Consider the following 20,598-nt stretch of genomic DNA (forward strand, 5'->3'; position numbering starts at 1 on the left):
GACTAGCGCTGAGGCGCCGCGCTCGCCGCCAGCTCGCGGACCGCCAACGGCGAGGAGTGCTCGCTCACGCCGTACCTCGCATGCACCGTCTTCAGCCACCCCGGTGCCCACCAGTTCCAGCGCCCCAGCATCGTCATGGTGGCCGGCACGATCACCATCCGCACGATGGTCGCGTCGATGAGTACGGCGACCGCCAGCGCGAGCCCGGTCTGCTTGATCACCAACATGTCCCCTGCCGCGAAGCCGGCGAAGACGATCACCATGATCAGCGCCGCCGAGGTGATGATGCGCCCCGAACGCTGCAGCCCGAGGCGGACCGCGGTGTCGTCGTCGTAGCCCTGCTCGTGCAGCTCGATGATGCGGGCGAGCAGGAACACCTCATAGTCCATCGACAGCCCGAAGCCGAAGGCGAGCACCAGCAACGGGATCACCGACTCGATGCCGCCGGCGGAGTCGAAGCGCAGCACCGACTCGAGGTGGCCGTCCTGGAAGACCCACACGAGGATCCCGATGCTGGCGCCGAGGGAGACGACGTTGAGGACCAGCGCCTTCACCGGGATCACCACGCTGCCGGTGAGCAGGAAGAGCAGGAGGAAGGTCGCGCCGGCGATCCACAGCGCCACCCAAGGAGCCCGGTCGATCACCGAGTCGGTGAAGTCGTGCAGCGACGCCGCCTGGCCGGTCGCCCAGACGGGGAACCCGGGGTCGGCGGCCATCAGGGTGCGCGCGACCTCGCGAGCGGGGTCCCCCATCGCCCCGCCGTCGGTGCGGACGCCGATCGAGACCAGGGCAGGACCATCCGGGTCTGCCCCGGCCGCCTCGACCCCGCTGGGGTAGTCGCCGAGCTCGCGCGGCGGATCCACCCGGACAACGCCGTCGAGCGCCTCGATCTCCGGCACCCACGCGGCGATCTCCTCAGGCGTCGCCTGGGCGACCACGGTGACGGTCGGGGCGGCCAACCCGGGGAAGTCCTTGTTGAGCGCCTCGAAGAACACGCGTTGATCGGCATCGACCGGCAGCAGCTCCACCCCCGAGGTGTTGAGACGGAGGTCGAGCGCCGGCAGCGCCAGGAGGAGCAGCACCGCGACGCTGGCCAGCGTGGCGAGTCCCGGTCGCCGCTGGCCGGCGGCGGCGAGCCTGCTGAAGACGCCCTCGTCCGGTGCCGCTTCGATCCCGCGACGGCGACCCAGCCGCTTCGCACCCAGCGCGCACAATGCCGGCACCAGGGTCAGGGCGACCACGAGCGCCACCACCACCACGGAGACCCCGGCTGCGCCGATGGCGCGCAGCACCTGTGCCTCGAAGAGCATCAACCCGGACAGGGAGATGCCGACGATCAGCGCCGAGAACAAGATGGTGCGCCCGGCCGTGGCGACGGCCCCGGCGACGGCGTCCTCCACCTGCTCCCGACTGAGGTCGTGCGAGCCGACGCCGGGTGCGATCCTCGCGAGCTCCTCGCGGAACCTGCTCACCATGAGCAGGCCGTAGTCGATGGACAGTCCGAGGCCCATGACGGTCACGATGTTGACCACAGACGCGTCCAGGGAGATCACGTGGGAGAAGCCGAGCAGGATGGCCAGGCCGCCGGAGATCGCGGAGATCGCTCCGAGGATCGGCATGCCGGCCGCCACGAAACCGCCGAAGACGAAGATCATCAGCAGCAGCGAGAGGGGCAGGGCGATGCCCTCCCCCGTCGCGAGGTCCTCCTCGATCTGGTCGTTGACGTCCTCGATGAGCAGCCCGACCCCGCCCACCGACAGCTCCTCGGCGTACGGCGCCAGCAGCTCGTCGCCGGACCGCTCCAGCTCCTCGACGACGGCGTCCTGCACCGGGCTCCCGGCACCCCCGGTCGTCTCGGCGACGATGAGGAACGACCCTGTCGCCGGGTCGTTCTGTCCGACGAAGATCAGCGACTCGGGCTCGCTGGGCCAGCCGGGCATGGTCATCGGGGCGTTGACGCGGCCCACACCCTCGATCCCCCGGACCCGGGTGACCACCTCCGTCACCGCCTCCGCGAGCGCCGGGTCGAGCACGTCGGCGCCATCCACGCGGAGCATCACCGTGAGCCCACGGTCGCCGGACGCGCTGAGCAGCTCGCGTCCGGTCTTCGCTTCGCCGGGTGCCTCGGTGTCGCCGGACTCCAGCCGGTCGAACAACGACTCGTTGCCTACCAGACCGAGGCTGGTGACGAAGCCCAGCACCACCAGCACGAGCCAGGTCCCGATGTAGCGACCGCGATGCCGCGACGTGCTCCGACCGAGCCGGAACATGACGGGTTCGCGCTGACTCACGGCGCAAGACTCCCAGACCGCTGGATCAGGTCGTCGGGGCCCCGGGCAACTCGACGATCCGTGGCATCCGCGCGAGCTGCCGCCCCTGGGCCACGAGCCGGTCGGTGGAGTCCCAGACCTCGCAGTCCTCCTCGAACATCCCGCCCGCCATGTTGCGGGTGCGGTGGGTGACCCGCAGCCAGCCGGGGGCCGGCCTGGCGCGGACGTGCGCGGTCAGCTCGAGGGTCGGCGCCCAGCCGGGCATGCCGAGGTCGAAGGTCACCGGCGGCAGGGCATCGAGGACCATCAGCAGCTGGACCGGGTCGGGGTCCCGCTCCCCGTTGAGGCGGAACCACGCCTGCATCACCCCGTTGCCGCTGGGCCTCCCGATGGCCCAGCCGGCGCACGCCGGGTCGAAACGCATGTCGAAGCGCCCCATCACCGGCGCGAGCTTCAGAACCTCGGGCGGGGCCAGGGAGCCGGGCACGCACTCCTCGAGCGGCGGCATCGTCGGTGGGGTCGCAGTCGTGCGGACGTCGTCGGCGTGACGGTCGAGGTCGCCGTACGTCGCAAGCACGGTGATGCGGGTCTCGCCGTCCTGCACCAGGTCGGCCGCGAGGGTGGCGACGCTGCCGCCCTCGCGCAGCACGCGTGTCGTGACCGTGGCCGGACCGGGCACCGACGCGGACAGGTAGTAGGCGCTCACGGCGATCGGGTCCGGCTTGCCGGGTGCTGCGTGGCTGAGGGCGTTGCCGATGGTGGCGAGGAGATAGCCGCCGTTCACTCCCCCGCCGACGACCCAACCGTCGGTCAGGTCAGCGACGAAGGCGCCGTCTCCGGTCGGTGTGACCGCGATGTGGTCGTCCCACTCGATGTTCGACATGCCGCGAGCCTAGGAGGTCACGCGACGACTACTCCTGCCCGCCCAGACCGACGGCGCTTCGCTGGGTCGCCTCGATCCGCTGGATGCGGTCCGTCTGATCAGGCGTGAGCACGTCGCACACCCAGTCCCAGTGCAACGCCACCGTGTCGCCGACGGCTGGTGCCGACAGCAGGCTCTGACCCTCGATCGACCACCGGGCGCGTTCGGCCTGCAGGGACGACGGGGTCAAGGATTCGCCGTCCCACGTCAGGAGGCTGGACGTGACGACCACCCACTCGCCGTCGATCTCGCTCACCACCCCCGTCCGGATCCGGCAGCGGTCGAGCACCGACACGGCAGGACCGGGCGGCAGCCCACGAAGCAGCATCGCGGCCCACGGATAGACCTCGAACACCTGATAGCTGTGGTGGGCGCGAGCCCGCGCGGCCGATTCACGCCACGTCCCGCCGACCTGGCCGTCGAACGCCGCTGACAGATGGTCGACGAGGGCGCCAGGATCAACGGCGGCCAGCAGGTCGCTGCCGATCCAGTAGGCCTCGACCACCGGCGTCGACAGCGGGTCGTCGGTGCCGAGCACCCCGGCGAGGAACTCGAGATAGACCCAGGCACCGTCAAAGAGCCGCGCCCGTCGTTCGATCTCGGTCACCGCGCCGGGTACGAGCATCTCGTGCGCACCTTCGGGCCCGCAGTAGCCGAGCTCGTTGGGTGGGAAGGCGTAGCGCGCGAACGTCCGCGCCCCCTCATCACTCATGACAACCGCTGCTCAGCAGATCCTCGGGAGCTGCTCGCCGATCGGCAGGTCCACGACGCGGGTCCCGCCGAGACCCGTGCGGGCCACGACCATCTGCGGGTGCTCCGCGACGCACGTGCCGATGCGGCGCGCCCCCGCACCGCGTGTGTGCTGACGCATGGCGGCCAGCATCTCGTCGGCGTCCTCGGCCGCCACGATCGCGACCAGCTTGCCCTCGTTGGCGACCTGCAGCGGGTCGAGGCCGAGCAGACCGCAGGCGTCCTTGACCTCGGGCGGGATCGGCAGGTCCTTCTCGATCAGCTCGATGCCCACCCCGGACGCCTTCGCGATCTCGTTGAGGGTGGCCGAGACTCCCCCACGGGTCGGGTCCCGCAGCACGTGCACGTCGACCCCGGTGGCAAGCATGTCGGCGACCAGTCCGTGCAGGGGCGCGCAGTCGCTCTCGATCGTCGTGCCGAACTCGAGCCCCTCACGACAGCTCATCACCGCGATGCCGTGCACACCGATGTCACCGCTGACCAGCACGACGTCGCCGACCCGGGCCCGCGAGGGCGAGATGTCGATGCCGTCGGGGATGACGCCGATGCCGGCGGTGTTGATGAAGATACCGTCGCCGCTTCCGCTGTCAACGACCTTGGTGTCGCCGGTGACGAGCTGCACGCCCGCGACCTCGGCCGCCTTGCCGATGGCCATCGCCACGCGGCCGATGTCGGTCATCAACGTGCCCTCGGCCAGGATGAACGCCGTGGAGAGATAGAGCGGCGTCGCGCCCGCCATCGCGAGGTCGTTGACGGTGCCGTTGACCGCGAGGTCGCCGATGCAGCCACCCGGGAAGAACATCGGCTTCACCACGAACGAGTCGGTCGAGAAGGCCAACCGGCCCGCGGGCACCTCGAGCACCGCCGAGTCGCCGAGCTCGGCCCGCGCAGCGCCACCGAAGGCCGGCAGGAACAGCTGCTCGATCAGCTCGCCGGACATGGCTCCACCGCCGCCGTGACCCATCACGATCGTGGGGGTGTCGCGCAGCGGCACCGGGCAGACCCACCCCTCGAAGTCGAGGTGATTGCTCATCAGGCCTCCACCAGGCGCGTCTCGGACAGCTCCAGGTGATCGAGGCGCCGGTAGGTGTAGTACGCCGCGCACGCGCCCTCCGACGACACCATGGTCGCGCCCAGCGGCTTGCGGGGCGTGCACTCCTTGCCGAACGCCTCACACTCGTGCGGCTTGATCAGACCTTGGAGCACCTCACCAGAACGGCACAACGCCGACTCAGCGGTGTGGATGTCGCTGACCGAGAATCGCGTCTCCGCGTCATAGTCGGCGTAGCGCTCGGACAACTTCCACCCGCTCAGCGGGATCATCCCGATGCCGCGCCATGTGCGGTCGGTCACCTCGAACACGTCGCGAAGCATCGCCATCGCCGCCACGTTGCCCTCGGCTGTGACCGCGCGGGAGTAGGCGTTCTCCAGCTCGTGTCGACCCGACTCGAGCTGGATCACCGTGCGCCGGATGCCCTCGAGGATGTCGAGCGGCTCGAACCCGGTGACCACGATCGGCACGCGGTACTTCTCGGCAAGCGCGGGGTATTCGGAGGTCCCCATCACGCTGCACACGTGCCCGGCCGCCAGGAACGCCTGCACCCGGCACTTCGGAGACTCCATGATCGCCGCCATCGCCGGTGGCACGAGCACGTGCGAGACCAGGAGCGAGAAGTTGCGGATGTCGTGCAACTTGGCCTGGAAGACGGTCATCGCGTTGGCCGGCGCCGTGGTCTCGAACCCGATGCCGAAGAACACGACCTGTCGGTCGGGGTTCTCGCGCGCCAGCTTCAGCGCGTCGAGCGGGGAATAGACGACGCGTACGTCGCCGCCGGCGCTCTTGATCGAGAAGAGGTCCAAGCTGCTGCCCGGCACCCGCAGCATGTCGCCGAACGAGCAGAAGATGACGCCCGGCTGCTCGGCGATCGCAAGCGCCTTGTCGATGATCTCGAGCGGCGTGACACACACCGGACAGCCCGGACCGTGGATCATCTCCACACCGTCGGGCAGCAGCTGGTCGATGCCGTGCCTGATGATCGAGTGCGTCTGCCCGCCGCACACCTCCATCATTGCCCAGGGCTGCGTGGTGACTGCGTGGATCTGATCCACCAGCTTGCCGGCCAGCACCGGGTCACTGAACTCGTCGAGATACTTCATTGCGGTTCTCCCGCCTGCTTGGCGGCGAGGGCGAAGCCGTCGCCGAACTCTTCCTCGAGGATGCCGAGCTTCTCGAAGTTGGCCAACGTGTCCAGCGCCGACTTCTCGTCGAGCCGCTGGATCGCGAAGCCGACATGCACGATGACGTACTCACCGATCTGTACGTCGGGGATGTAGGCCAGACAGACCTCCTTGCGGAGTCCGCCGAAGTCGACCTGCGCCATGATGGTGCCGTCCTGGTCCTCGACGGACAGGACGCGACCCGGAACTGCGAGACACATCTGCGATCTCCTTTGCTTGTCGAGTGAGGTCAACCGAGCGAGCCGACCAGGATCTGTCCCAAGGCGATGCCGCCGTCGTGGGGTGGAAGCAGCCGGGGGCGCAGGACCGTGAAGCCGCGCGCCTCCAACACCCTCGTCGAGCTGTCGAGCAGCAGGGCGTTCTGGAACACCCCGCCCGCCAGGACGACCACGTCGAGACCGGTGTGTCGCTTTTCGTGGTCCGCAAGGTCGGCGACGAGCACCGCGACTCCGGCATGGAATCGCGCCGCGACGTCGGACGCGGGCGTTCCGCGGCGTACGTCGCCCACGACTGCCCTCAGCACGGGCGTCGCGTCCGCCAGCACCGGGCCGTCGTCAGGAGTCCTGATCTCGAACCGGTAGGAATCCGGGACCGGCACGGAGCGCGCCAAGGACTCGAGCTCGATGGCGGCTTCGGCCTCGTAGTCCACGGTGTGGCGTACCCCGACCAGAGAGGACACGGCGTCGAAGAGGCGGCCCATGCTCGACGTGGGCACACATCCGAGGCCGGTCGACAACTGGTGGGCCAGCACTCCTCGTTCGGTCTCGGGACACGCCGCAACGGCCGGGATGTCGGCGGACCACGCGATGCCGGCGGCCCACAGGTGCGCCAGCGCCATCCGGTAGGGGCGAAGCACGCTCGCGTCACCGCCAGCCAGCGGCACGTAGGCCAGTTGGGCGGCCCGCCGGAACGACTTGTATCCGGCGACCAGGACCTCACCGCCCCAGATCGCGCCGTCGGTGCCATAGCCGGTGCCGTCGAAGGTCACCCCGATGACCGTCTCGTCGATGCCGAGCCCGTGCTCCCCCATCACCGAGGCGACGTGTGCGTGGTGGTGCTGGACGGTCCGCACCTCGCGACCAGCGGCATGCTCTCGCGCCCACCGGCTGGAGCGGTAGCCCGGGTGCGCGTCGGCGACGAGGACGTCGGGACGTATGCCGGTGAGCTCTTCGAGGTGAGCCTCCGACGCGGTCAGCGCGGACTGGGTGGCGAGGTCGTCCAGGTCACCGATGTGTTGGCTGAACCACGCATAGCGACCGGACGCGAGCGCGCAGGTGTTCTTGAGATCTGCTCCGAGGGCCAGGACCGGATCAACAGCGAACGGGAGGGCGACCGGCAGGGGCGCGTGACCGCGCGAGCGGCGCAGGGCCAGCTCGGCGCCGGTGACGAAGCGGGCGACCGAGTCGTCGCACGGAACGTGGATGGGCCGGTCGTGGCGCAGCCAGGCATCGGCGATCGAGGACAGCCGCTCACGGGCCGCGTCGTCGTCGGTGACGATCGGCTCGCCGGAGAGGTTGCCGGAGGTCATCACGAGCGCGTCGGTGCCGGGCGCCTGAAGCAGCAGCACGTGCAGCGGGGTGTACGGCAGCATCAGTCCGAGGTCCGGATGGCCCGGCGCCACCGACGAGGCGAGCCGCTCCGTGTCGGCACGAGCCAAGAGCACGATCGGCTTGCGGTGGCCGGTGAGCAGCCGTCGCTCGGCCTCGTCCATGGTGACGAGCCCGCCCGCCACCTCGGCGTCGCGGACCATCACCGCGAACGGCTTGTCGCCGCGTTGCTTGCGGCGGCGCAACTCGGCGACGGCCGTCTCGTTGCGGGCATCGCACGCCAGGTGATAGCCGCCCAGTCCCTTGACAGCGACGATCAGGCCACGGGCGAGCAGGTCACGCGCACGGCGTACGGCGTCGTCACCTTCAGCCCGTGGCCCGTCGCCAAGCAGCTCGATGGTCGGGCCACAGTCGGGGCACGCGATCGGCTGGGCGTGGAAGCGACGGTCGGTCGGGTCGTCGTACTCCCGGCGGCAGGCCCCGCACATGGCGAACCCGGCCATGGTGGTCGCGGCCCGGTCATAAGGAAGGCGGGTGATGATGGTGAAGCGCGGGCCACAGTTGGTGCAGGTGATGAAGGGGTGGCGGTAGCGGCGATCGGCCGGATCTGAGAGCTCGCGCAGGCAGTCGTCGCACGTCGCAACATCGGGCGACGCCAGCGTGCGTCCTTCGCCGCTCGCGGAGTCCTCGATCGTGAAGCCGGTGCCACCACGAGGTGACTGCCGCGACTCGGTGATCTGCTCGACGTGGGCCAGCGGAGGCGCTGCGTGCGCCAGGCGATGACCCAGCTCGGACACCCCGGCCGGGGCGCCCTCCACCTCGATCACCACGCCGGACGGCGTGTTGGCGACGCTGCCGGTGAGGCCCAGCTCGCTCGCGGTGACGTAGACGAACGGCCGGAAGCCGACGCCCTGGACCAACCCGGAGACCTCGAACCGCCTGCGGACGCGCTGCTCAGCCATCGCGCTCGCGACCCATCAGCTCGAGTCCTGTCATCGCCTTCTCGGCCGCTGCCGCATCGACGCGTTCGACGACGAAGCCCATGTGGATCAGCACCCACTCCCCCGGCTCGACCGCCATGTCCTCGAGCATCCCGAGGTTGACCGGCCGCTCGGCGCCGAGCACGTCGACGAGGGCGAGCATCCCGGCATTGCCCTCCAGGACTCGCACGACCCGGCCGGGGATCCCGAGGCACATCAGCCGGCCCCGTCCAGGGCGGGCACACGTTCACGGAGCACGGCGAGAACCGCTTCCATCGCATCGGGCACCGCGGCCTCGACCTCGTCGGAGAGCCCGATCCGGTCGCTGAGATCGGCGGGCCGACACCCCACGACGTAGGTCGGGGGCAGCGACCCGCCGAGGTCGGAGAGGCTGGCCAGGACGGCGACCGGGGCCATGCCGTGCGGGTCGAACGCCCCGACACCGAGGTCACCCTCGCCGACCTCGAGCACGGCGAGCGTGCCCGGGTTGCCGTCGCCGGGCAGGGCGTCGACGATCACGAGCGCGTCGTAGCCCTCGAGGAGGTCGTAGGCCAGGTGCATCCCGCGGATGCCGTAGTCGACCGCGCGCACCTCCTCGGGCAGGGTCCCGGACGCGGCGAGTCGGCGGACGACCTCGGGACCGAACCCGTCGTCGCCGCAGAAGAGGTTGCCGATCCCGGCCACCAGCACTCGCATCGTCAGGACTTGTCCTCTGCCCGTCCGGTGCCCGGCTCGTGCGAAGCACCGGACGTGCCGCCCGGTCCGGACGCCGTGTCGCCCCTGACGGCCGGCTGCTCGTCGGCCGGAGAGGCGTGCTGGCCGCGCTCGGTCTGGGCGGGATCGTCAACCGGAGAGTCGGACTCCGCCGGTCGCCCGGCGCCGCCGGTGTGGGCGCCGTCCTGGGTCGTCTCTTCGGGCCCGCCCACGTCGGCGGACTCCTGACGGTCGTCGTACGGCGGGACTGTCTTGCCCTCGGTGTCCGGGTCGTCCGGGTCGGGGATCGTGGTCATCGGGTTGTCCTCTCCTCGTGTCGGCTAGCCGCCGCCGGACTGGAGGTCCGGCGAGTCCGGGTGCTGGGTCTCCTGCGGGTCGATGCCCGTATCGTCGTCCTCGTCAGCTGTGCCCGAGGGGCGGTCGACCGGGCCCCCGCCGGGCTCGTCGGAGCCGGTGTCGCGCGAACCCATCGGGCCGCGCTCCTCCTGCGGCTCCTCCTCGAGCTGCTCTCCTGGTGTGTCACTCATGCCGACCTCCTTCTCGGGTGGTGCTCGGGCGCCTCACATCTGGCGCATCTTGAGGTAACGCTTGATGTCGGGGATCGAACGGACCCCGACGAACGCTGCGACCGCAGCGATGCCAGCGCCGACGACGGTGGTCAGCAGGCCAACGGTTCTCATGGGTGACTCTCCTCTCGTGCCTGGTCCAGTGGTTCGAGCTCATCGGGGGCGAAGTAGAAGAAGCGCCCGGCTTCCTCGTGCAGGTCGGCCGCCGGGTCGTCGACCAGCACCAACGCCACGTGAGTGCTGCCGTCGACGTCGGACAGCACGGCGGTCACCCGGGCGACCTGGTCGGCGAAGAACAGGTCCTGGGCGTCGGCCCGCCGCGAGGGGTGCACCCGCACCAGGCTGCCGCGCGCCACGCTGACGCCCTCGATGACGACACTGTCGGTGTCGGGCCGCACGCTCTCGTCCGCGGCCGGGTCCCACCAGGGGACGTCACCGGTGTCGAACTGCGCTCCGGCCACCACGTCCACCATGGGCGTCTCGACCCGGTGCGGGTCGCGGAGCACCCCGTGCAGGTCGCGCAGCGTCGCGTCAGACATCTGGTCGCAGCGATCGATGATGGCGGCCGCGCGCGGGTCGGTGGCCCTGGCTTCGGCCTTCTCGGCGTCGGTCATCGTCATCACGCGCAGGGTCAGGATCTCGTCGATCTCGGTCGAGTCGAACAGGGCGCCGGCGCTCTCCTCGGCGATCTCGGGGTGGTCGTAGAGGATGATCGGCGAGCCCATCACGACGTCGCTCGAGCCGACAGGCCCCACCAGCACGGGGAAGCACCGCCGCTGTGTGCACCGCCCGGCCGCGCCGGCCGCCGCCTCGGGGGGTTCCAGCAGCGAGACGAAGTCGACCCCGTCGGCCGCGAGTAGCACATGGGTGCCGATCATCGAGGACCGAATGGCGTCGTCCTTGCCGTGCACCTCGTCGGGGTGGGTGTTGGTCACCGCCACCGAGAGCCGCGTGAAGCCGTCGTCGTCCTCCGCTCCCACCGTGACGTCTGCCTGCAGTGGGAGCCGCCGGCGCACGATCCGCCCGACCTCCGCGCCGGAGGCGTTGACGACCGGCTCGACCTCCTCACCGCCCGGGATCTCCACTGCCATGCGGACCGGCCGGCTGTCGAGGTCGTACGGCGACAGGGCGACCTCGCACTCGACGGCCTCCTCCCAGCTGAGCACGGACAGTCCGTCGACGACCATCTCGGTGACCGGGACGAAGTCGCCGTCGGCACACCGTTCGACTGAGCGCACCTGGAGCTGCAGGAACCGCAGGTGCGGTCTCACGGTCGCCATACCGGATGAGGGAGCCAACAGGCACTGGAAGGACAGGCCCGGCTCCTCGGCGAAGCTGGCCGCCGACGCTCTGGGCGGGCCGAGCACGCCGAACTGCCAGCGGGACTGGTTCTTCGAGGAGCTGGCGCGATAGGGGTAGAGAAGATAGCCCTCGTAGAGCACTGCGTCGGCGATCGCGCGCACGTGGTCGAGCTCACTCATTGCTGCACCCCGCGGGTGGCGAGCAGGCTCCGGACTGTCTCTTCCCACGTGGTCAGACCGTGCTGCGCCTTGAACTCGGCCAGCGCGGTCACGACGTCGTGGTCGAGGCGGATCCAGCCGGTGTTCGGGTAGTACGACGCGATCATCTGCTGCCAGGCGCGCACCGGCAGCTGATAGGAGGCCTCGCAGTCCCAGGGCACCTGCACCACGCCGAACCCGTTGGCGCCCTTGGTGAAGACGGTGCCCGAGAACAGGAAGACGATCGGGATGTCGCCCTCACCGACGGCGTGCAGGTAGCGCGATCCTGTGACCTCGAAGTCGTAGGTGCACGGCAGCGCCAGGTCGACCTCGGTGATGTCGGTGAACCCCTGCACCATCGCGTTGCACTGCATCCACAGGAATGGCTTGAGGGTGTCGACCCAGCGGTCCCGGTCGCCGAAGAGCGCCCGCAGGCCGCTCTCGTCGGCCCCCTCGTAGCGACGGCGCTGGGGCTCGATCCGGACCTGGCAGCGCAGCGCGATCGCGTGGATCGTCTCGCCGCTCGTCTCCTTGATCCGCAACCGCGCAGTGAGCTGCGGCGCGGCGGCATACGGTTCGGCGAAGACGTCGATGACCGAGAACTCGTAGCTGCTCATGACGGTGCCATCGGGGATTCCGGTGCGGGGGGAGCCGGCCTGCTTCGCTGCTCGACCATCGCGAAGAAGTCGTCGATCGCTGCGCGCGCCTCCGTGCCCCCGTCGAAGCCGCGCCACAGTGAGCGCAACCGACCGACGAGCTCGTAGCAGGCGTCGATCGGGACGATGTGCGCGGTGTAGTCGGGGTGTTCCCGGTCGGCACCGCGCAGCAGCAACGCCTCCACGTCGGCGCGCAGATGGTCAAGCTGGGCGTTGGCCGCCACGATGCGGTCCCAGGCGTCGAGCGGGAGCTCTGACTCGGTGGCGCCGGCGGGGCCAGGATAGAAGGCGATGATGCGGTCCTGCACGGAGTTCTTGAACAAGAACGCCAGTCCGACCGGGATCTGGAGCTCGTCCCACTCGCGGGCACCGAAGTCGAAGCCGGGGAACGAGAGGTAGCGGTCGGGCACCGAGCGATAGCGCAGCTCGGCGTGCTCCGCGGTGAACAGCAGATAGCACCCACGGCAGGTGCACATGAGCACCCGGCTCTCGAGGTTGACGACGTGCTGGTGCTCCTCGACGATCGGAGCGGCACACATCTCGCAGCGCTCCCCGACCACCGGCGCCGGCCGGGTGCTCGTGATCCGGCGGAGCGAGGCGAGTGGGGAACCGCCGAGGGTGCTCATCGGGGTGTTTTCATGCCGAGACCGGGACCGGGACCGAGACTGCGACTGAGGTGACGCCGCCCTCGGTGAGCAGTGGGACGGGGACCAGGTGCAGCGTCTCGTCGTCGAGGCACGCACCAGCACGACGCACGTCGTAGTGCGCGCGACAGGCAGGGCAGCGCAGCACCGCCTCGCCCACGGCGGCACCCAGCCGGCGTGACAGCGCGGCGCCGTCGAGCGACTCCTCGCAGCGGGCGCAGCGGTCGGCGTAGGCGAACAGCTCGTGGCCGAGGCGGCAGACAAGGACCCTCGTGCCGCCGACCTCGAGAGTGATGAGAGCGCCTGCTGCCAGCCCGGCGAGGTCGGGAAGCGGCTCCCAGGACGCCATCGTCATGGCCGTCTCGTCGAGACGCGAGCGCAGGGACGAGACCGGGATCAGTGTCTCGGCACCGCTCGGCTCGGCGTCCTCGACCTCGATGCTGGTGACCTCGGGGGCGGCGGCCTCGATCGCGCCCTCGACCGCCAGTTTGAGGGTCACCGACGACGAGGGGCAGCCGTCACAGCTGCCGAGCAGCCGGAGCCGGACCGTGCCTTCGTCGCTGACCTCGAGCAGCTCGACGTCACCGCCGTGCGAGCCGAGGTAGGGCCGGACGCTCACCAGCGCCTGCTCGACGCGTTGTGTCACGTCGTAGGGGTGCAGACCATGCACCAGCAGCAGGCTCGCCACCAGGTCGTCCGCAGCCAACGCGGCCAGCACGTCGTCGGTGAGGTGCCCGGCGTCATAGGTGATGTCGAGGACCCGCTCGAGGCCAGCGCCGTAGAGGTCGGCGACGAGCCGGACCAGCTCTTCGGCCCGCTCGCGCGCCACCACGCCCCCCGAGCCACTCGCATCAAGCAGCGCGTCGATGCGCTCGCCCGTCACCCTGAGTTGCTCGGTCCCCTCGACCTCGCCCACGGCTCTACCCGCTGACGGACTGGGTCGGCGAATGCATCAGCTCGAGCTTCTGCCCCTCTCCGAGATACATGTGTACGCCGCACGGCAGACACGGGTCGAAGCTGCGCACCGTGCGCATGATGTCGATGCCCTTGAAGTGCTCCCGGTCGTTCTCCTCGAAGATCGGCTGACCCTGGACCGCGTCCTCGTAGGGTCCCGGCGTCCCGTAGGAGTCACGCGGGTTGGCGTTCCACGGGGTCGGTGGGTAGGGGTGATAGTTGGCGATCTTCCCGTCGCGGATCACCATGTGGTGGCTCAACACTCCGCGCACAGCCTCGGTGAAGCCGCACCCGATGCCCGTCTCGGGCACGGTGAACTTCTCCCAGGTCTTGGTGCGGCCCGCCCGGATCTCGACCAGCGCCTTCTCGGCGAAGTGCAGCGCGCAGGCCGCTGCGTACGCCTGGAAGTAGGTCCGGGCCCGGTTGCGCTCGAGCGTGTTGCTCCACTGGGGGATCTTCCACTCCAGCTCGACCGGGCCCTTCAGCGCCGTCTTGGGCAGGTTGATCTTCACCGACTCACCCGTCGACTGCACGTAGCCGATGTCGACGAGGCCGGCCAGCGCCGTCGCCCACAGACGCGCGAGCGGACCGCCGCCCGTGTCGAGGGCGAGGTAGTCCGTGCCGTCGAACCAGCGCGGTGACATCACCCAGCTGTACTTGTTGTCGAGGTCGCGCTTCTGCGGCTTCGGGTTGGTGTGCTGGTTCCAGGGGTGCCGCCGGTCGACCGGGTTGCCGAGCGGGTCCTTCTCGACGAAGATCTCCTGGTCCTCCCAGTCGTCGTAGTAGGACGAGCCGAGCAGGATCCGGATGCCGAGGTTGATCTCCACCAAGTCGGTCGTGACCAACTTGCCGTCCACCACGATGCCCGGGGTGACATACATCCGGCGTCCCCAGTCGGTCATGTCCTTGTACTCGAAGTTGCAGTACTCCGGGTCCTGGAACGAGCCCCAGCAGGCCAGCAGGATGCGGCGGTTGCCGACCTCCTCGTAGCCCGGCAGCGCTTCGTAGAAGAAGTCGAACAGGTCGTCGTGCATCGGCACGACCTTCTTCATGAACTCGACGTAACGCATCAGCCGGGTGATGTAGTCGGTCATCAGCTGGATCGTCGCCACCGTGCCCACGCCGCCGGGGTAGAGCGTGGAGGGGTGGACGTGCCGGCCCTCCATCAGGCAGAACATCTCCCGGGTCCAGCGGCTGACCTGCAGCGCCTCGCGGTAGAACTCGCCGGTGAACGGGTTGAGCGAGCGCATGATGTCGCCGATGGTCTTGTAACCGTGGGCGTCTGCGTTCGGGCACTCGGTGTTGTTGGCCAGTTCGAGCACACCGGGGTTGGTCTCCGCGACCATCTTCTCGCAGTAGTCCACCCCGACCAGATTCTCCTGGAAGATGTTGTGGTCGAACATGTATTCAGCGGCCTCACCGAGATTGACGATCCACTCACCGAGGTGCGGCGGCTTCACGCCGTACGCCATGTTCTGGGCATAGCACGAACAGGTCGCGTGGTTGTCGCCACAGATGCCGCAGATCCGGCTGGTGATGAAGTGCGCGTCGCGCGGGTCCTTGCCCTTCATGAAGATCGAGTAGCCGCGGAAGATCGAGCTGGTGCTCTTGCACTCCACGACGGTCTTGGCCTTGAAGTCGATCTTGGTGTAGATCCCGAGGCTGCCGACGATGCGGGTGATCGGATCCCACGCCATCTCGGTCAGGCCGTTGGCGTCCTCGGTCATGCTGCTGGGTTGTGGAATGGTCGACGTCATCGCGCCGCCTCTCGGTCGGTGTGCGGTGTGGGTGGAGGTGGAGGGCTACCAGGTGCGCTTGGCGCCGGTCGTCAGCGTCGTGCCGGGCGTGCGCCACTTGGGCTCCTTGTCCAGCGTCCTGGTCGTCACCTGGCGGAGCCGGCGCATCGTGGTGCCGTAGAGCCCGACCGTGGTGGTCGAGAGCTTGCCGCCCGGCGGCTCGTCCATGAAGGGCATGAACTTGTCGGGGAAGCCGGGCATCGTGCAACCGATGCAGATGCCGCCCACGTTGGGACAACCGCCCATGCCGTTCATCCAGCCGCGCTTGGGGACGTTGCACTTCACCGTCGGTCCCCAGCATCCGAGCTTGACGATGCACTTGGGTGAGCCGTATTCCGTCGCGAAGTCGCCCTGCTCGTAGTAGCCCGCCCGGTCGCATCCCTCGTGCACCGTCTGGCCGAAGAGCCAGGTCGGGCGCAGGGCCTCGTCGAGCGGGATCATCGGCGCCTGGCCGGTGGCCATGTAGAGCAGGTAGGTCAACGTCTCGGCCATGTTGTCAGGCTGCGCCGGGCAGCCGGGAACACACACGATGGGGATGTCTGCCTTCGACTTCCAGTCCCAGCCGAGGTAGTCGGGCACGCCCATCGCGCCGGTCGGGTTGCCCTCCATCGCGTGGATCCCGCCGTACGTCGCACAGGTGCCGACCGCCACGATCGCGGTCGCCTTCGGGGCCAGCCGGTCCAGCCACTCGCTGGTCGTCATCGGCTGTCCGGTCTCGGGGTTGTTGCCGAACCCGCACCAGTAGCCCTCGTCGTGCAACTGCTCGTTGGGGATGGACCCCTCGACGACCAGCACGAAGGGCTCGAGCTCACCGCGGTCGGCCTTGTGGAACCACTCCAGGAAGTCGTCACGTCCGCCCTGGGGTCCGCACTCGAAGTCGATCAGCGGCCAGTGGACCGCGATCTGGGGCAGCCCCGGGAGGGCGCCGAGCGCGATCTCCTCGATGCTGGGCTGCGTCGCTGCCGTCAGCGAGACGGAGTCGCCGTCACAACTGAGACCAGCGTTGATCCACAAGACGTGGATGAGAGTTTGTTCGGCCTTGACTGCTTCGGCTGTGGGCATCTGCGCCGGCTCTCTGAGGGCCCTTGCGGTCCCCGCTCGGTTCGCAGATCGTCGTCTGTGTGACCTGCGTCACTCCCTGGCATCCATGAGAGCCCTCGGCGCAGTGCTCTGTCAAGAGGCACTCCGGTGATGACCTGATTCAGGTCAGCCAGGCCAGCCACGCCTCCAGGTTGTCGCCGGTCTTCGCCGAGACGGGGACCAGCTGCACGTCCGGGTTGAGCTTGCGGGCGTCCGCGGTCAGACGCTCGATGTCGAAGTCGACGTACGGCAACAGGTCGGTCTTGTTGATGACGACGAGGTCGGCCGCGGCAAACATGTGGGGGTACTTCAGCGGCTTGTCGTCGCCCTCGGTCACCGAGATCACCACGACCTTGCGCAGCTCCCCGAGGTCGAAGAGGGCCGGGCACACCAGGTTGCCGACGTTCTCGATGAACACGATGCTTTTCGGCTCAGGCCGCAGCTGCTCGAGCGCCCGGGACACCATCATGGCGTCGAGGTGACAGCCGGCCCCGGTGTTGACCTGCACCGCCCGGGCGCCGGCGGCCCTGATGCGCTCGGCATCGAACAGGGTCTCCTGGTCGCCCTCGATCACGCTGACCGCCCGGTGGGTGGCTGCGATGGTGCGCTCGAGCAGGGTCGTCTTGCCGGCTCCCGGCGAGCTCATCAGGTTGAGCGCCGTGATGCCGCGCTCGGCGAGCCAGACCCGGTTGCGCGCCGCCAACCCGTCGTTCTTGGCCAGCACGGCGACCTCGAGCTCGAGGGTGTGGGTGCGCAGCTCGTCGTCCGGCTCCGGATGCACATGGTCGTGACTGCGCTCGCCATGGCCGTGCTCGGCGTCGTGACTGTGCTCGCCGTGCCCGTGGCCATCCGTTGTTGCGGCACCGGGCGTCGTCACGCGGACGTCGGAGTCGCCGCACCCACAGGTGCTGCACATCTCAGGCCACCTCCACCGAGGTCACCTGCAGCTCACGGCCGGACAACAGCTCCACGTCAGCACTGCCGCAGTCGCACAGGAGGAACGCGTCTCGCATCGAGAATCGGCTGTCGCAGTCGCGACAGCGAGCCTCCCCCGCCCGTTCCTCGATCTCGAGGGCCGCGCCCTCGAGGGCGGTGCCCGCGGCGGCGAGCTCGAAACAGAACATCAGGGCGTCCGGCACCACTCCCGCCAATCGTCCGACACGCAGGCGGACGACGCTCACCCGGCCACCGGTGCGTTCGAGCACCGCTGACACGACGCTCTCCGCGATCGCCAGCTCATGCATGGGCCCGCCTCTCCTGGCCACCGTAGGTCTGCACGGCACGACCTCACAAGGGCTGCGGCGCGGGGACGTGGGGCTTGGAGACCGGGCAGGCGGGCGGGGATGACCGTGACCTACCGGCCTTCAGTCACCCGTTGAGACGAGACGGGCCACGACGAACGCGGCATCGAGGGTCTCGATCTCGGCATGGAAGGCGGCCAGGATCCGCTCGGGGTCAGCGATGACGGCCGTGTCGGTCTTGAAGCCGATCCGCACGGTGCCTGCATAGGTGAAGATGCACGTCCCGAGCGCCTGCTGACCCGAGCCGGGGACCCAGCCCAGGAGCCCTGAGATCCGGGTGCCGGCGAGGTATCGCGGCTCCCGCGGGCCGGGGACGTTGGTGGTCACGCCGGCGACCTTGCCGGCGAAGAAGGTGACCAAGGGCCGGTTGAGCCGGTTGCCGAGCCACCCGATCGCCTGGATCAGGGTGAAGGTGATGGCGGGCTCCGGGGAGGCCTTGATGACGTCCATCCGGCGCTTGGTCTCGGCCAGCCGGGCGAGAGGCTCCCCGCGACCCGAGGGGAGGTTCAGCAGGACGAGGGCGAAGCGGTTGCCCAGCTCGCGCGGGAGCGGCACGTTGAGCGGGCGGAGGTTGACCGGGATCATCGTCGGCAGGTCGACCGCACGCCCGCCGTGCTCGACCTGGTAGCGCGCGAGCGCGCCCGCCAGCGCTGAGACGAGCACGTCGTTGACCGTTGCGTCGGCGTGGGCTGCGATGTCCTTGATCCGCTGCAGCTGCATCGGCTCCGACCACACCGCCCGCTTCTCCGGACCGGCGACGCCGGAGACAGGGCTCTCGGGGTTGCGGGTGAAGAGCAGCTTCTTCATCACCCCGACTCCGCTGAACCCGAGCCGGGCCCCCGTCCGGAAGCCGGCCCGGATCCGAGCCGGACGCAGGAGCTGCGGCACCTCGGGCGCCACCCGTCGTGCCGCCTGGACCACTTCGGAGAGCAGGTGGTGACGGCCGTCGGGATGGAAGGAGCCGTCGCGATCACCCTCATCGGACAGGTCCGTGAGGGAGAACAGCACCTGGGTCAACGCGATCCCGTCGGCAAGTGCGTGGTGAAGACGCACATAGATCGCCGAACCCTCGGCCAGGCCCTCGATGAGGTGGATGTCCCACAGCGGACGGTCCCGCGGCAGGGGCGTGGCGAGACACGTCCCGACGTAGGCCTGCAGCTCCGCGTCGCCGCCCGGCGCGGGGAGCCGGACCTCGCGCAGGTGCCGGCTCAGGTCGAGCTCTCCCACGTCGCGCCAGCGGGGTCGGCCCCACTTCCCGCGACCCGGGAGGGGACGACGGGAGAAGACCGGGAAGAGCTCGAGGAGTCGCGTCCGGAGCACGTGCTCGAGTCGTGCCCGGTCGACCGGTCCGTCCAAGAACATCAGGCTCTCGATGACCATCAAGTTGTCCGGACCGTCCATGCTCAGCCAGACGGCGTCGACGGGGTTGACGCGATGGTCTCTCACCCGTCGAGCCTGACATGCCGGTCCAAGTCAGGTGACCAGTCGCGCCAGCACCTGGACGGCCTCGGCCGCTGCGGGCATCCGCTGGATCTCGGCCGCCACGTTTCGAGCCGCGTCGCGGAAGCTGTCGTCGGTGAGGAGGCACACGACCGCGTCGGCGACCCCGGCCTGGCTGAACTGCCCGGGCGCGATGACCACGGCCGCTCCGGCGCGAAGGCCACCCTCCGCATTGCGGAACTGATCGGCCGCGAGCGGCAGGCACACCTGCGGCAGACCCGCCGCGAGGGCACCCAAGAACGTGCCGGAGCCGGCGTGCGAGACCACGACCGAGCAGTGTTGGAAGACGTGCGTCTGGTCGACCCATGTCTCCACGCGCACGTGGGCCGGTTGCTCGCCCAACGAGGCGGGGTCGCCGTCCGGGCCCACCGTCACCAGCACGCGCACGTCCAACGAGGCCAGCGCATCCACAACGCGGGGCAGCACCGGCGAGTGGTTCTGAACTGTGCCGAGGGTGACGTAGACGAGCGGCCGAGCGTCCTTGGCAACGCACTCGGGGAGACCGGCATCGCAGGGCGCGGGCTCGGCAACTGGTCGCAGCGCCTGGACCTGCGGGATGTGTCCGACGGGCACCGACTGGACCGAGGAGGGACAGATGTCGAGATAGAGAGAGCCGAAGCATCCGGCGTACGGCGGCACTGCGAGCCCGTGTTCTCGCCAGGTCGGAGCCACCATCTCCGACGCGGAGTCGAGGATCGCGGAAGGGATCGCCCCGCCGAACGCATGCGTCACCGTCGGAATGCCCAGCACCCCTCCGACCAGTGGAGAGCCCAGCTCCGCGTGCTCGTGCACCATCACGTCCGGCCGCCAATCGCGGGCCAACGGCAGCAGATCGGATGCCATCGGCGGGGTGAGCAGGCGGCCGAACATCCTTGGGTAGACGTACGCCGCGCGTTGCGGCGGCGGCACGTCGAGAGCCGCGGTCTTGACTGCGCTCATGCCGCCGTGCAGCGCGTCGCCGGACAGACCAGCGTGGACGACGTCGATCCCGCGTTGACGGATCGGCTGAGCGGCATCACGACTGGTCGCCCAGAGGACCTCGTGGCCAGCTCGCGAAAGAGCCCGCGCGAGGGGAAACATCGGGAAGATGTGCCCGTAGCCCGGGGTCGAGCTGATGAGGACACGCACTTGACGGACCTCCCCCGCCGCGACCGACTGATGGGTTGGCGGAGTCCTACTCT

22 protein-coding genes are annotated in these 20,598 nt (G+C 69.4%); all 22 read right to left on the bottom strand.

Features of this window, described 5'->3' with window-relative positions; translation table 11 throughout:
- Window positions 1-2: 2 nt before the first annotated feature.
- Window positions 3-2,291: an MMPL family transporter gene (locus VNJ48_RS03620; protein ID WP_325599200.1), complete on the bottom strand. Its 2,289-nt coding sequence runs from the start codon at window positions 2,289-2,291 to the stop codon at window positions 3-5.
- A 25-nt stretch (window positions 2,292-2,316) separates the two neighbouring features.
- Window positions 2,317-3,153, bottom strand: coding sequence for a thioesterase family protein (locus VNJ48_RS03625; RefSeq protein WP_325599202.1), 837 nt, complete (start codon window positions 3,151-3,153; stop codon window positions 2,317-2,319).
- A gap of 28 nt (window positions 3,154-3,181) precedes the next feature.
- The gene (locus VNJ48_RS03630) at window positions 3,182-3,904 is read right to left on the bottom strand and encodes a DUF6390 family protein (protein ID WP_325599203.1); all 723 of its coding nucleotides are present in this window, start codon (window positions 3,902-3,904) and stop codon (window positions 3,182-3,184) included.
- Window positions 3,905-3,916: 12 nt separating this feature from the next.
- Entirely contained in the window at window positions 3,917-4,975 is a 1,059-nt protein-coding gene (gene hypE / locus VNJ48_RS03635) for a hydrogenase expression/formation protein HypE (RefSeq protein ID WP_325599205.1), read from the bottom strand.
- On the bottom strand, window positions 4,975-6,099 hold the full coding sequence (hypD, locus tag VNJ48_RS03640) for a hydrogenase formation protein HypD (RefSeq protein ID WP_325599207.1): 1,125 nt from the start codon (window positions 6,097-6,099) through the stop codon (window positions 4,975-4,977). The genes hypE and hypD overlap by 1 nt, the downstream gene beginning before the upstream one ends.
- Window positions 6,096-6,380 (bottom strand): HypC/HybG/HupF family hydrogenase formation chaperone, encoded by a 285-nt coding sequence (locus VNJ48_RS03645; protein WP_325599209.1) that lies wholly within the window; start codon window positions 6,378-6,380, stop codon window positions 6,096-6,098. The genes hypD and VNJ48_RS03645 overlap by 4 nt, the downstream gene beginning before the upstream one ends.
- A gap of 29 nt (window positions 6,381-6,409) precedes the next feature.
- Window positions 6,410-8,689 carry a carbamoyltransferase HypF gene (gene hypF / locus VNJ48_RS03650; protein ID WP_325599211.1) on the bottom strand — a complete coding sequence of 760 codons (2,280 nt, stop codon included), beginning with the start codon at window positions 8,687-8,689 and terminating at the stop codon, window positions 6,410-6,412.
- Window positions 8,682-8,924, bottom strand: coding sequence for a HypC/HybG/HupF family hydrogenase formation chaperone (locus VNJ48_RS03655; RefSeq protein ID WP_325599213.1), 243 nt, complete (start codon window positions 8,922-8,924; stop codon window positions 8,682-8,684). The genes hypF and VNJ48_RS03655 overlap by 8 nt, the downstream gene beginning before the upstream one ends.
- Complete coding sequence (locus VNJ48_RS03660) at window positions 8,924-9,403, bottom strand: hydrogenase maturation protease (protein WP_325599215.1); 480 nt, start codon at window positions 9,401-9,403, stop codon at window positions 8,924-8,926. Before VNJ48_RS03660 ends, VNJ48_RS03655 begins: the two co-directional genes overlap by 1 nt.
- A gap of 2 nt (window positions 9,404-9,405) precedes the next feature.
- Window positions 9,406-9,717, bottom strand: coding sequence for a hypothetical protein (locus VNJ48_RS03665; protein ID WP_325599217.1), 312 nt, complete (start codon window positions 9,715-9,717; stop codon window positions 9,406-9,408).
- A 24-nt stretch (window positions 9,718-9,741) separates the two neighbouring features.
- Window positions 9,742-9,948 (bottom strand): hypothetical protein, encoded by a 207-nt coding sequence (locus VNJ48_RS03670; protein WP_325599218.1) that lies wholly within the window; start codon window positions 9,946-9,948, stop codon window positions 9,742-9,744.
- 33 nt (window positions 9,949-9,981) lie between these two features.
- Complete coding sequence (locus VNJ48_RS22630) at window positions 9,982-10,101, bottom strand: DUF6893 family small protein (RefSeq protein ID WP_414689906.1); 120 nt, start codon at window positions 10,099-10,101, stop codon at window positions 9,982-9,984.
- Window positions 10,098-11,468 carry a hypothetical protein gene (locus tag VNJ48_RS03675; RefSeq protein ID WP_325599219.1) on the bottom strand — a complete coding sequence of 457 codons (1,371 nt, stop codon included), beginning with the start codon at window positions 11,466-11,468 and terminating at the stop codon, window positions 10,098-10,100. Before VNJ48_RS03675 ends, VNJ48_RS22630 begins: the two co-directional genes overlap by 4 nt.
- Complete coding sequence (locus VNJ48_RS03680) at window positions 11,465-12,103, bottom strand: DUF6084 family protein (RefSeq protein ID WP_325599220.1); 639 nt, start codon at window positions 12,101-12,103, stop codon at window positions 11,465-11,467. The genes VNJ48_RS03675 and VNJ48_RS03680 overlap by 4 nt, the downstream gene beginning before the upstream one ends.
- Entirely contained in the window at window positions 12,100-12,768 is a 669-nt protein-coding gene (locus VNJ48_RS03685; protein WP_325599221.1) for a DUF5947 family protein, read from the bottom strand. Before VNJ48_RS03685 ends, VNJ48_RS03680 begins: the two co-directional genes overlap by 4 nt.
- A 10-nt stretch (window positions 12,769-12,778) precedes the next feature.
- Window positions 12,779-13,702, bottom strand: coding sequence for a NifU family protein (locus tag VNJ48_RS03690; RefSeq protein WP_325599223.1), 924 nt, complete (start codon window positions 13,700-13,702; stop codon window positions 12,779-12,781).
- Between the two features lie 4 nt (window positions 13,703-13,706).
- Window positions 13,707-15,467, bottom strand: a complete 1,761-nt coding sequence (locus tag VNJ48_RS03695) for a nickel-dependent hydrogenase large subunit (protein WP_325599225.1) — start codon at window positions 15,465-15,467, stop codon at window positions 13,707-13,709.
- Window positions 15,468-15,542: 75 nt separating this feature from the next.
- On the bottom strand, window positions 15,543-16,598 hold the full coding sequence (locus VNJ48_RS03700) for a hypothetical protein (protein ID WP_325599227.1): 1,056 nt from the start codon (window positions 16,596-16,598) through the stop codon (window positions 15,543-15,545).
- Between the two features lie 139 nt (window positions 16,599-16,737).
- The gene (gene hypB, locus VNJ48_RS03705; protein WP_325599229.1) at window positions 16,738-17,532 is read right to left on the bottom strand and encodes a hydrogenase nickel incorporation protein HypB; all 795 of its coding nucleotides are present in this window, start codon (window positions 17,530-17,532) and stop codon (window positions 16,738-16,740) included.
- Between the two features lies 1 nt (window position 17,533).
- Complete coding sequence (locus VNJ48_RS03710; protein ID WP_325599231.1) at window positions 17,534-17,860, bottom strand: hydrogenase maturation nickel metallochaperone HypA; 327 nt, start codon at window positions 17,858-17,860, stop codon at window positions 17,534-17,536.
- A gap of 120 nt (window positions 17,861-17,980) precedes the next feature.
- Window positions 17,981-19,363, bottom strand: a complete 1,383-nt coding sequence (locus VNJ48_RS03715) for a wax ester/triacylglycerol synthase family O-acyltransferase (RefSeq protein WP_325599233.1) — start codon at window positions 19,361-19,363, stop codon at window positions 17,981-17,983.
- Between the two features lie 27 nt (window positions 19,364-19,390).
- Window positions 19,391-20,545, bottom strand: coding sequence for a glycosyltransferase (locus tag VNJ48_RS03720; protein ID WP_325599235.1), 1,155 nt, complete (start codon window positions 20,543-20,545; stop codon window positions 19,391-19,393).
- Window positions 20,546-20,598 lie beyond the last annotated feature (53 nt).

The sequence above is a fragment of the Nocardioides sp. genome, assembly GCF_035576065.1.
GTDB lineage: Bacteria > Actinomycetota > Actinomycetes > Propionibacteriales > Nocardioidaceae > Nocardioides.

Excerpts from the sequence above, each read along its gene's own strand:
- VNJ48_RS03625 (WP_325599202.1), bottom strand. The coding sequence starts at position 3,153 with ATGTCGAACATCGAGTGGGACGACCACATCGCGGTCACACCGACCGGA.
- VNJ48_RS03630 (WP_325599203.1), bottom strand. The coding sequence starts at position 3,904 with ATGAGTGATGAGGGGGCGCGGACGTTCGCGCGCTACGCCTTCCCACCC.
- hypE (WP_325599205.1), bottom strand. The coding sequence starts at position 4,975 with ATGAGCAATCACCTCGACTTCGAGGGGTGGGTCTGCCCGGTGCCGCTG.
- hypD (WP_325599207.1), bottom strand. The coding sequence starts at position 6,099 with ATGAAGTATCTCGACGAGTTCAGTGACCCGGTGCTGGCCGGCAAGCTG.
- VNJ48_RS03645 (WP_325599209.1), bottom strand. The coding sequence starts at position 6,380 with ATGTGTCTCGCAGTTCCGGGTCGCGTCCTGTCCGTCGAGGACCAGGAC.
- hypF (WP_325599211.1), bottom strand. The coding sequence starts at position 8,689 with ATGGCTGAGCAGCGCGTCCGCAGGCGGTTCGAGGTCTCCGGGTTGGTC.
- VNJ48_RS03655 (WP_325599213.1), bottom strand. The coding sequence starts at position 8,924 with ATGTGCCTCGGGATCCCCGGCCGGGTCGTGCGAGTCCTGGAGGGCAAT.
- VNJ48_RS03660 (WP_325599215.1), bottom strand. The coding sequence starts at position 9,403 with ATGCGAGTGCTGGTGGCCGGGATCGGCAACCTCTTCTGCGGCGACGAC.
- VNJ48_RS03665 (WP_325599217.1), bottom strand. The coding sequence starts at position 9,717 with ATGACCACGATCCCCGACCCGGACGACCCGGACACCGAGGGCAAGACA.
- VNJ48_RS03670 (WP_325599218.1), bottom strand. The coding sequence starts at position 9,948 with ATGAGTGACACACCAGGAGAGCAGCTCGAGGAGGAGCCGCAGGAGGAG.
- VNJ48_RS22630 (WP_414689906.1), bottom strand. The coding sequence starts at position 10,101 with ATGAGAACCGTTGGCCTGCTGACCACCGTCGTCGGCGCTGGCATCGCT.
- VNJ48_RS03675 (WP_325599219.1), bottom strand. The coding sequence starts at position 11,468 with ATGAGTGAGCTCGACCACGTGCGCGCGATCGCCGACGCAGTGCTCTAC.
- VNJ48_RS03680 (WP_325599220.1), bottom strand. The coding sequence starts at position 12,103 with ATGAGCAGCTACGAGTTCTCGGTCATCGACGTCTTCGCCGAACCGTAT.
- VNJ48_RS03685 (WP_325599221.1), bottom strand. The coding sequence starts at position 12,768 with ATGAGCACCCTCGGCGGTTCCCCACTCGCCTCGCTCCGCCGGATCACG.
- VNJ48_RS03695 (WP_325599225.1), bottom strand. The coding sequence starts at position 15,467 with ATGACCGAGGACGCCAACGGCCTGACCGAGATGGCGTGGGATCCGATC.
- VNJ48_RS03700 (WP_325599227.1), bottom strand. The coding sequence starts at position 16,598 with ATGCCCACAGCCGAAGCAGTCAAGGCCGAACAAACTCTCATCCACGTC.
- hypB (WP_325599229.1), bottom strand. The coding sequence starts at position 17,532 with ATGTGCAGCACCTGTGGGTGCGGCGACTCCGACGTCCGCGTGACGACG.
- VNJ48_RS03710 (WP_325599231.1), bottom strand. The coding sequence starts at position 17,860 with ATGCATGAGCTGGCGATCGCGGAGAGCGTCGTGTCAGCGGTGCTCGAA.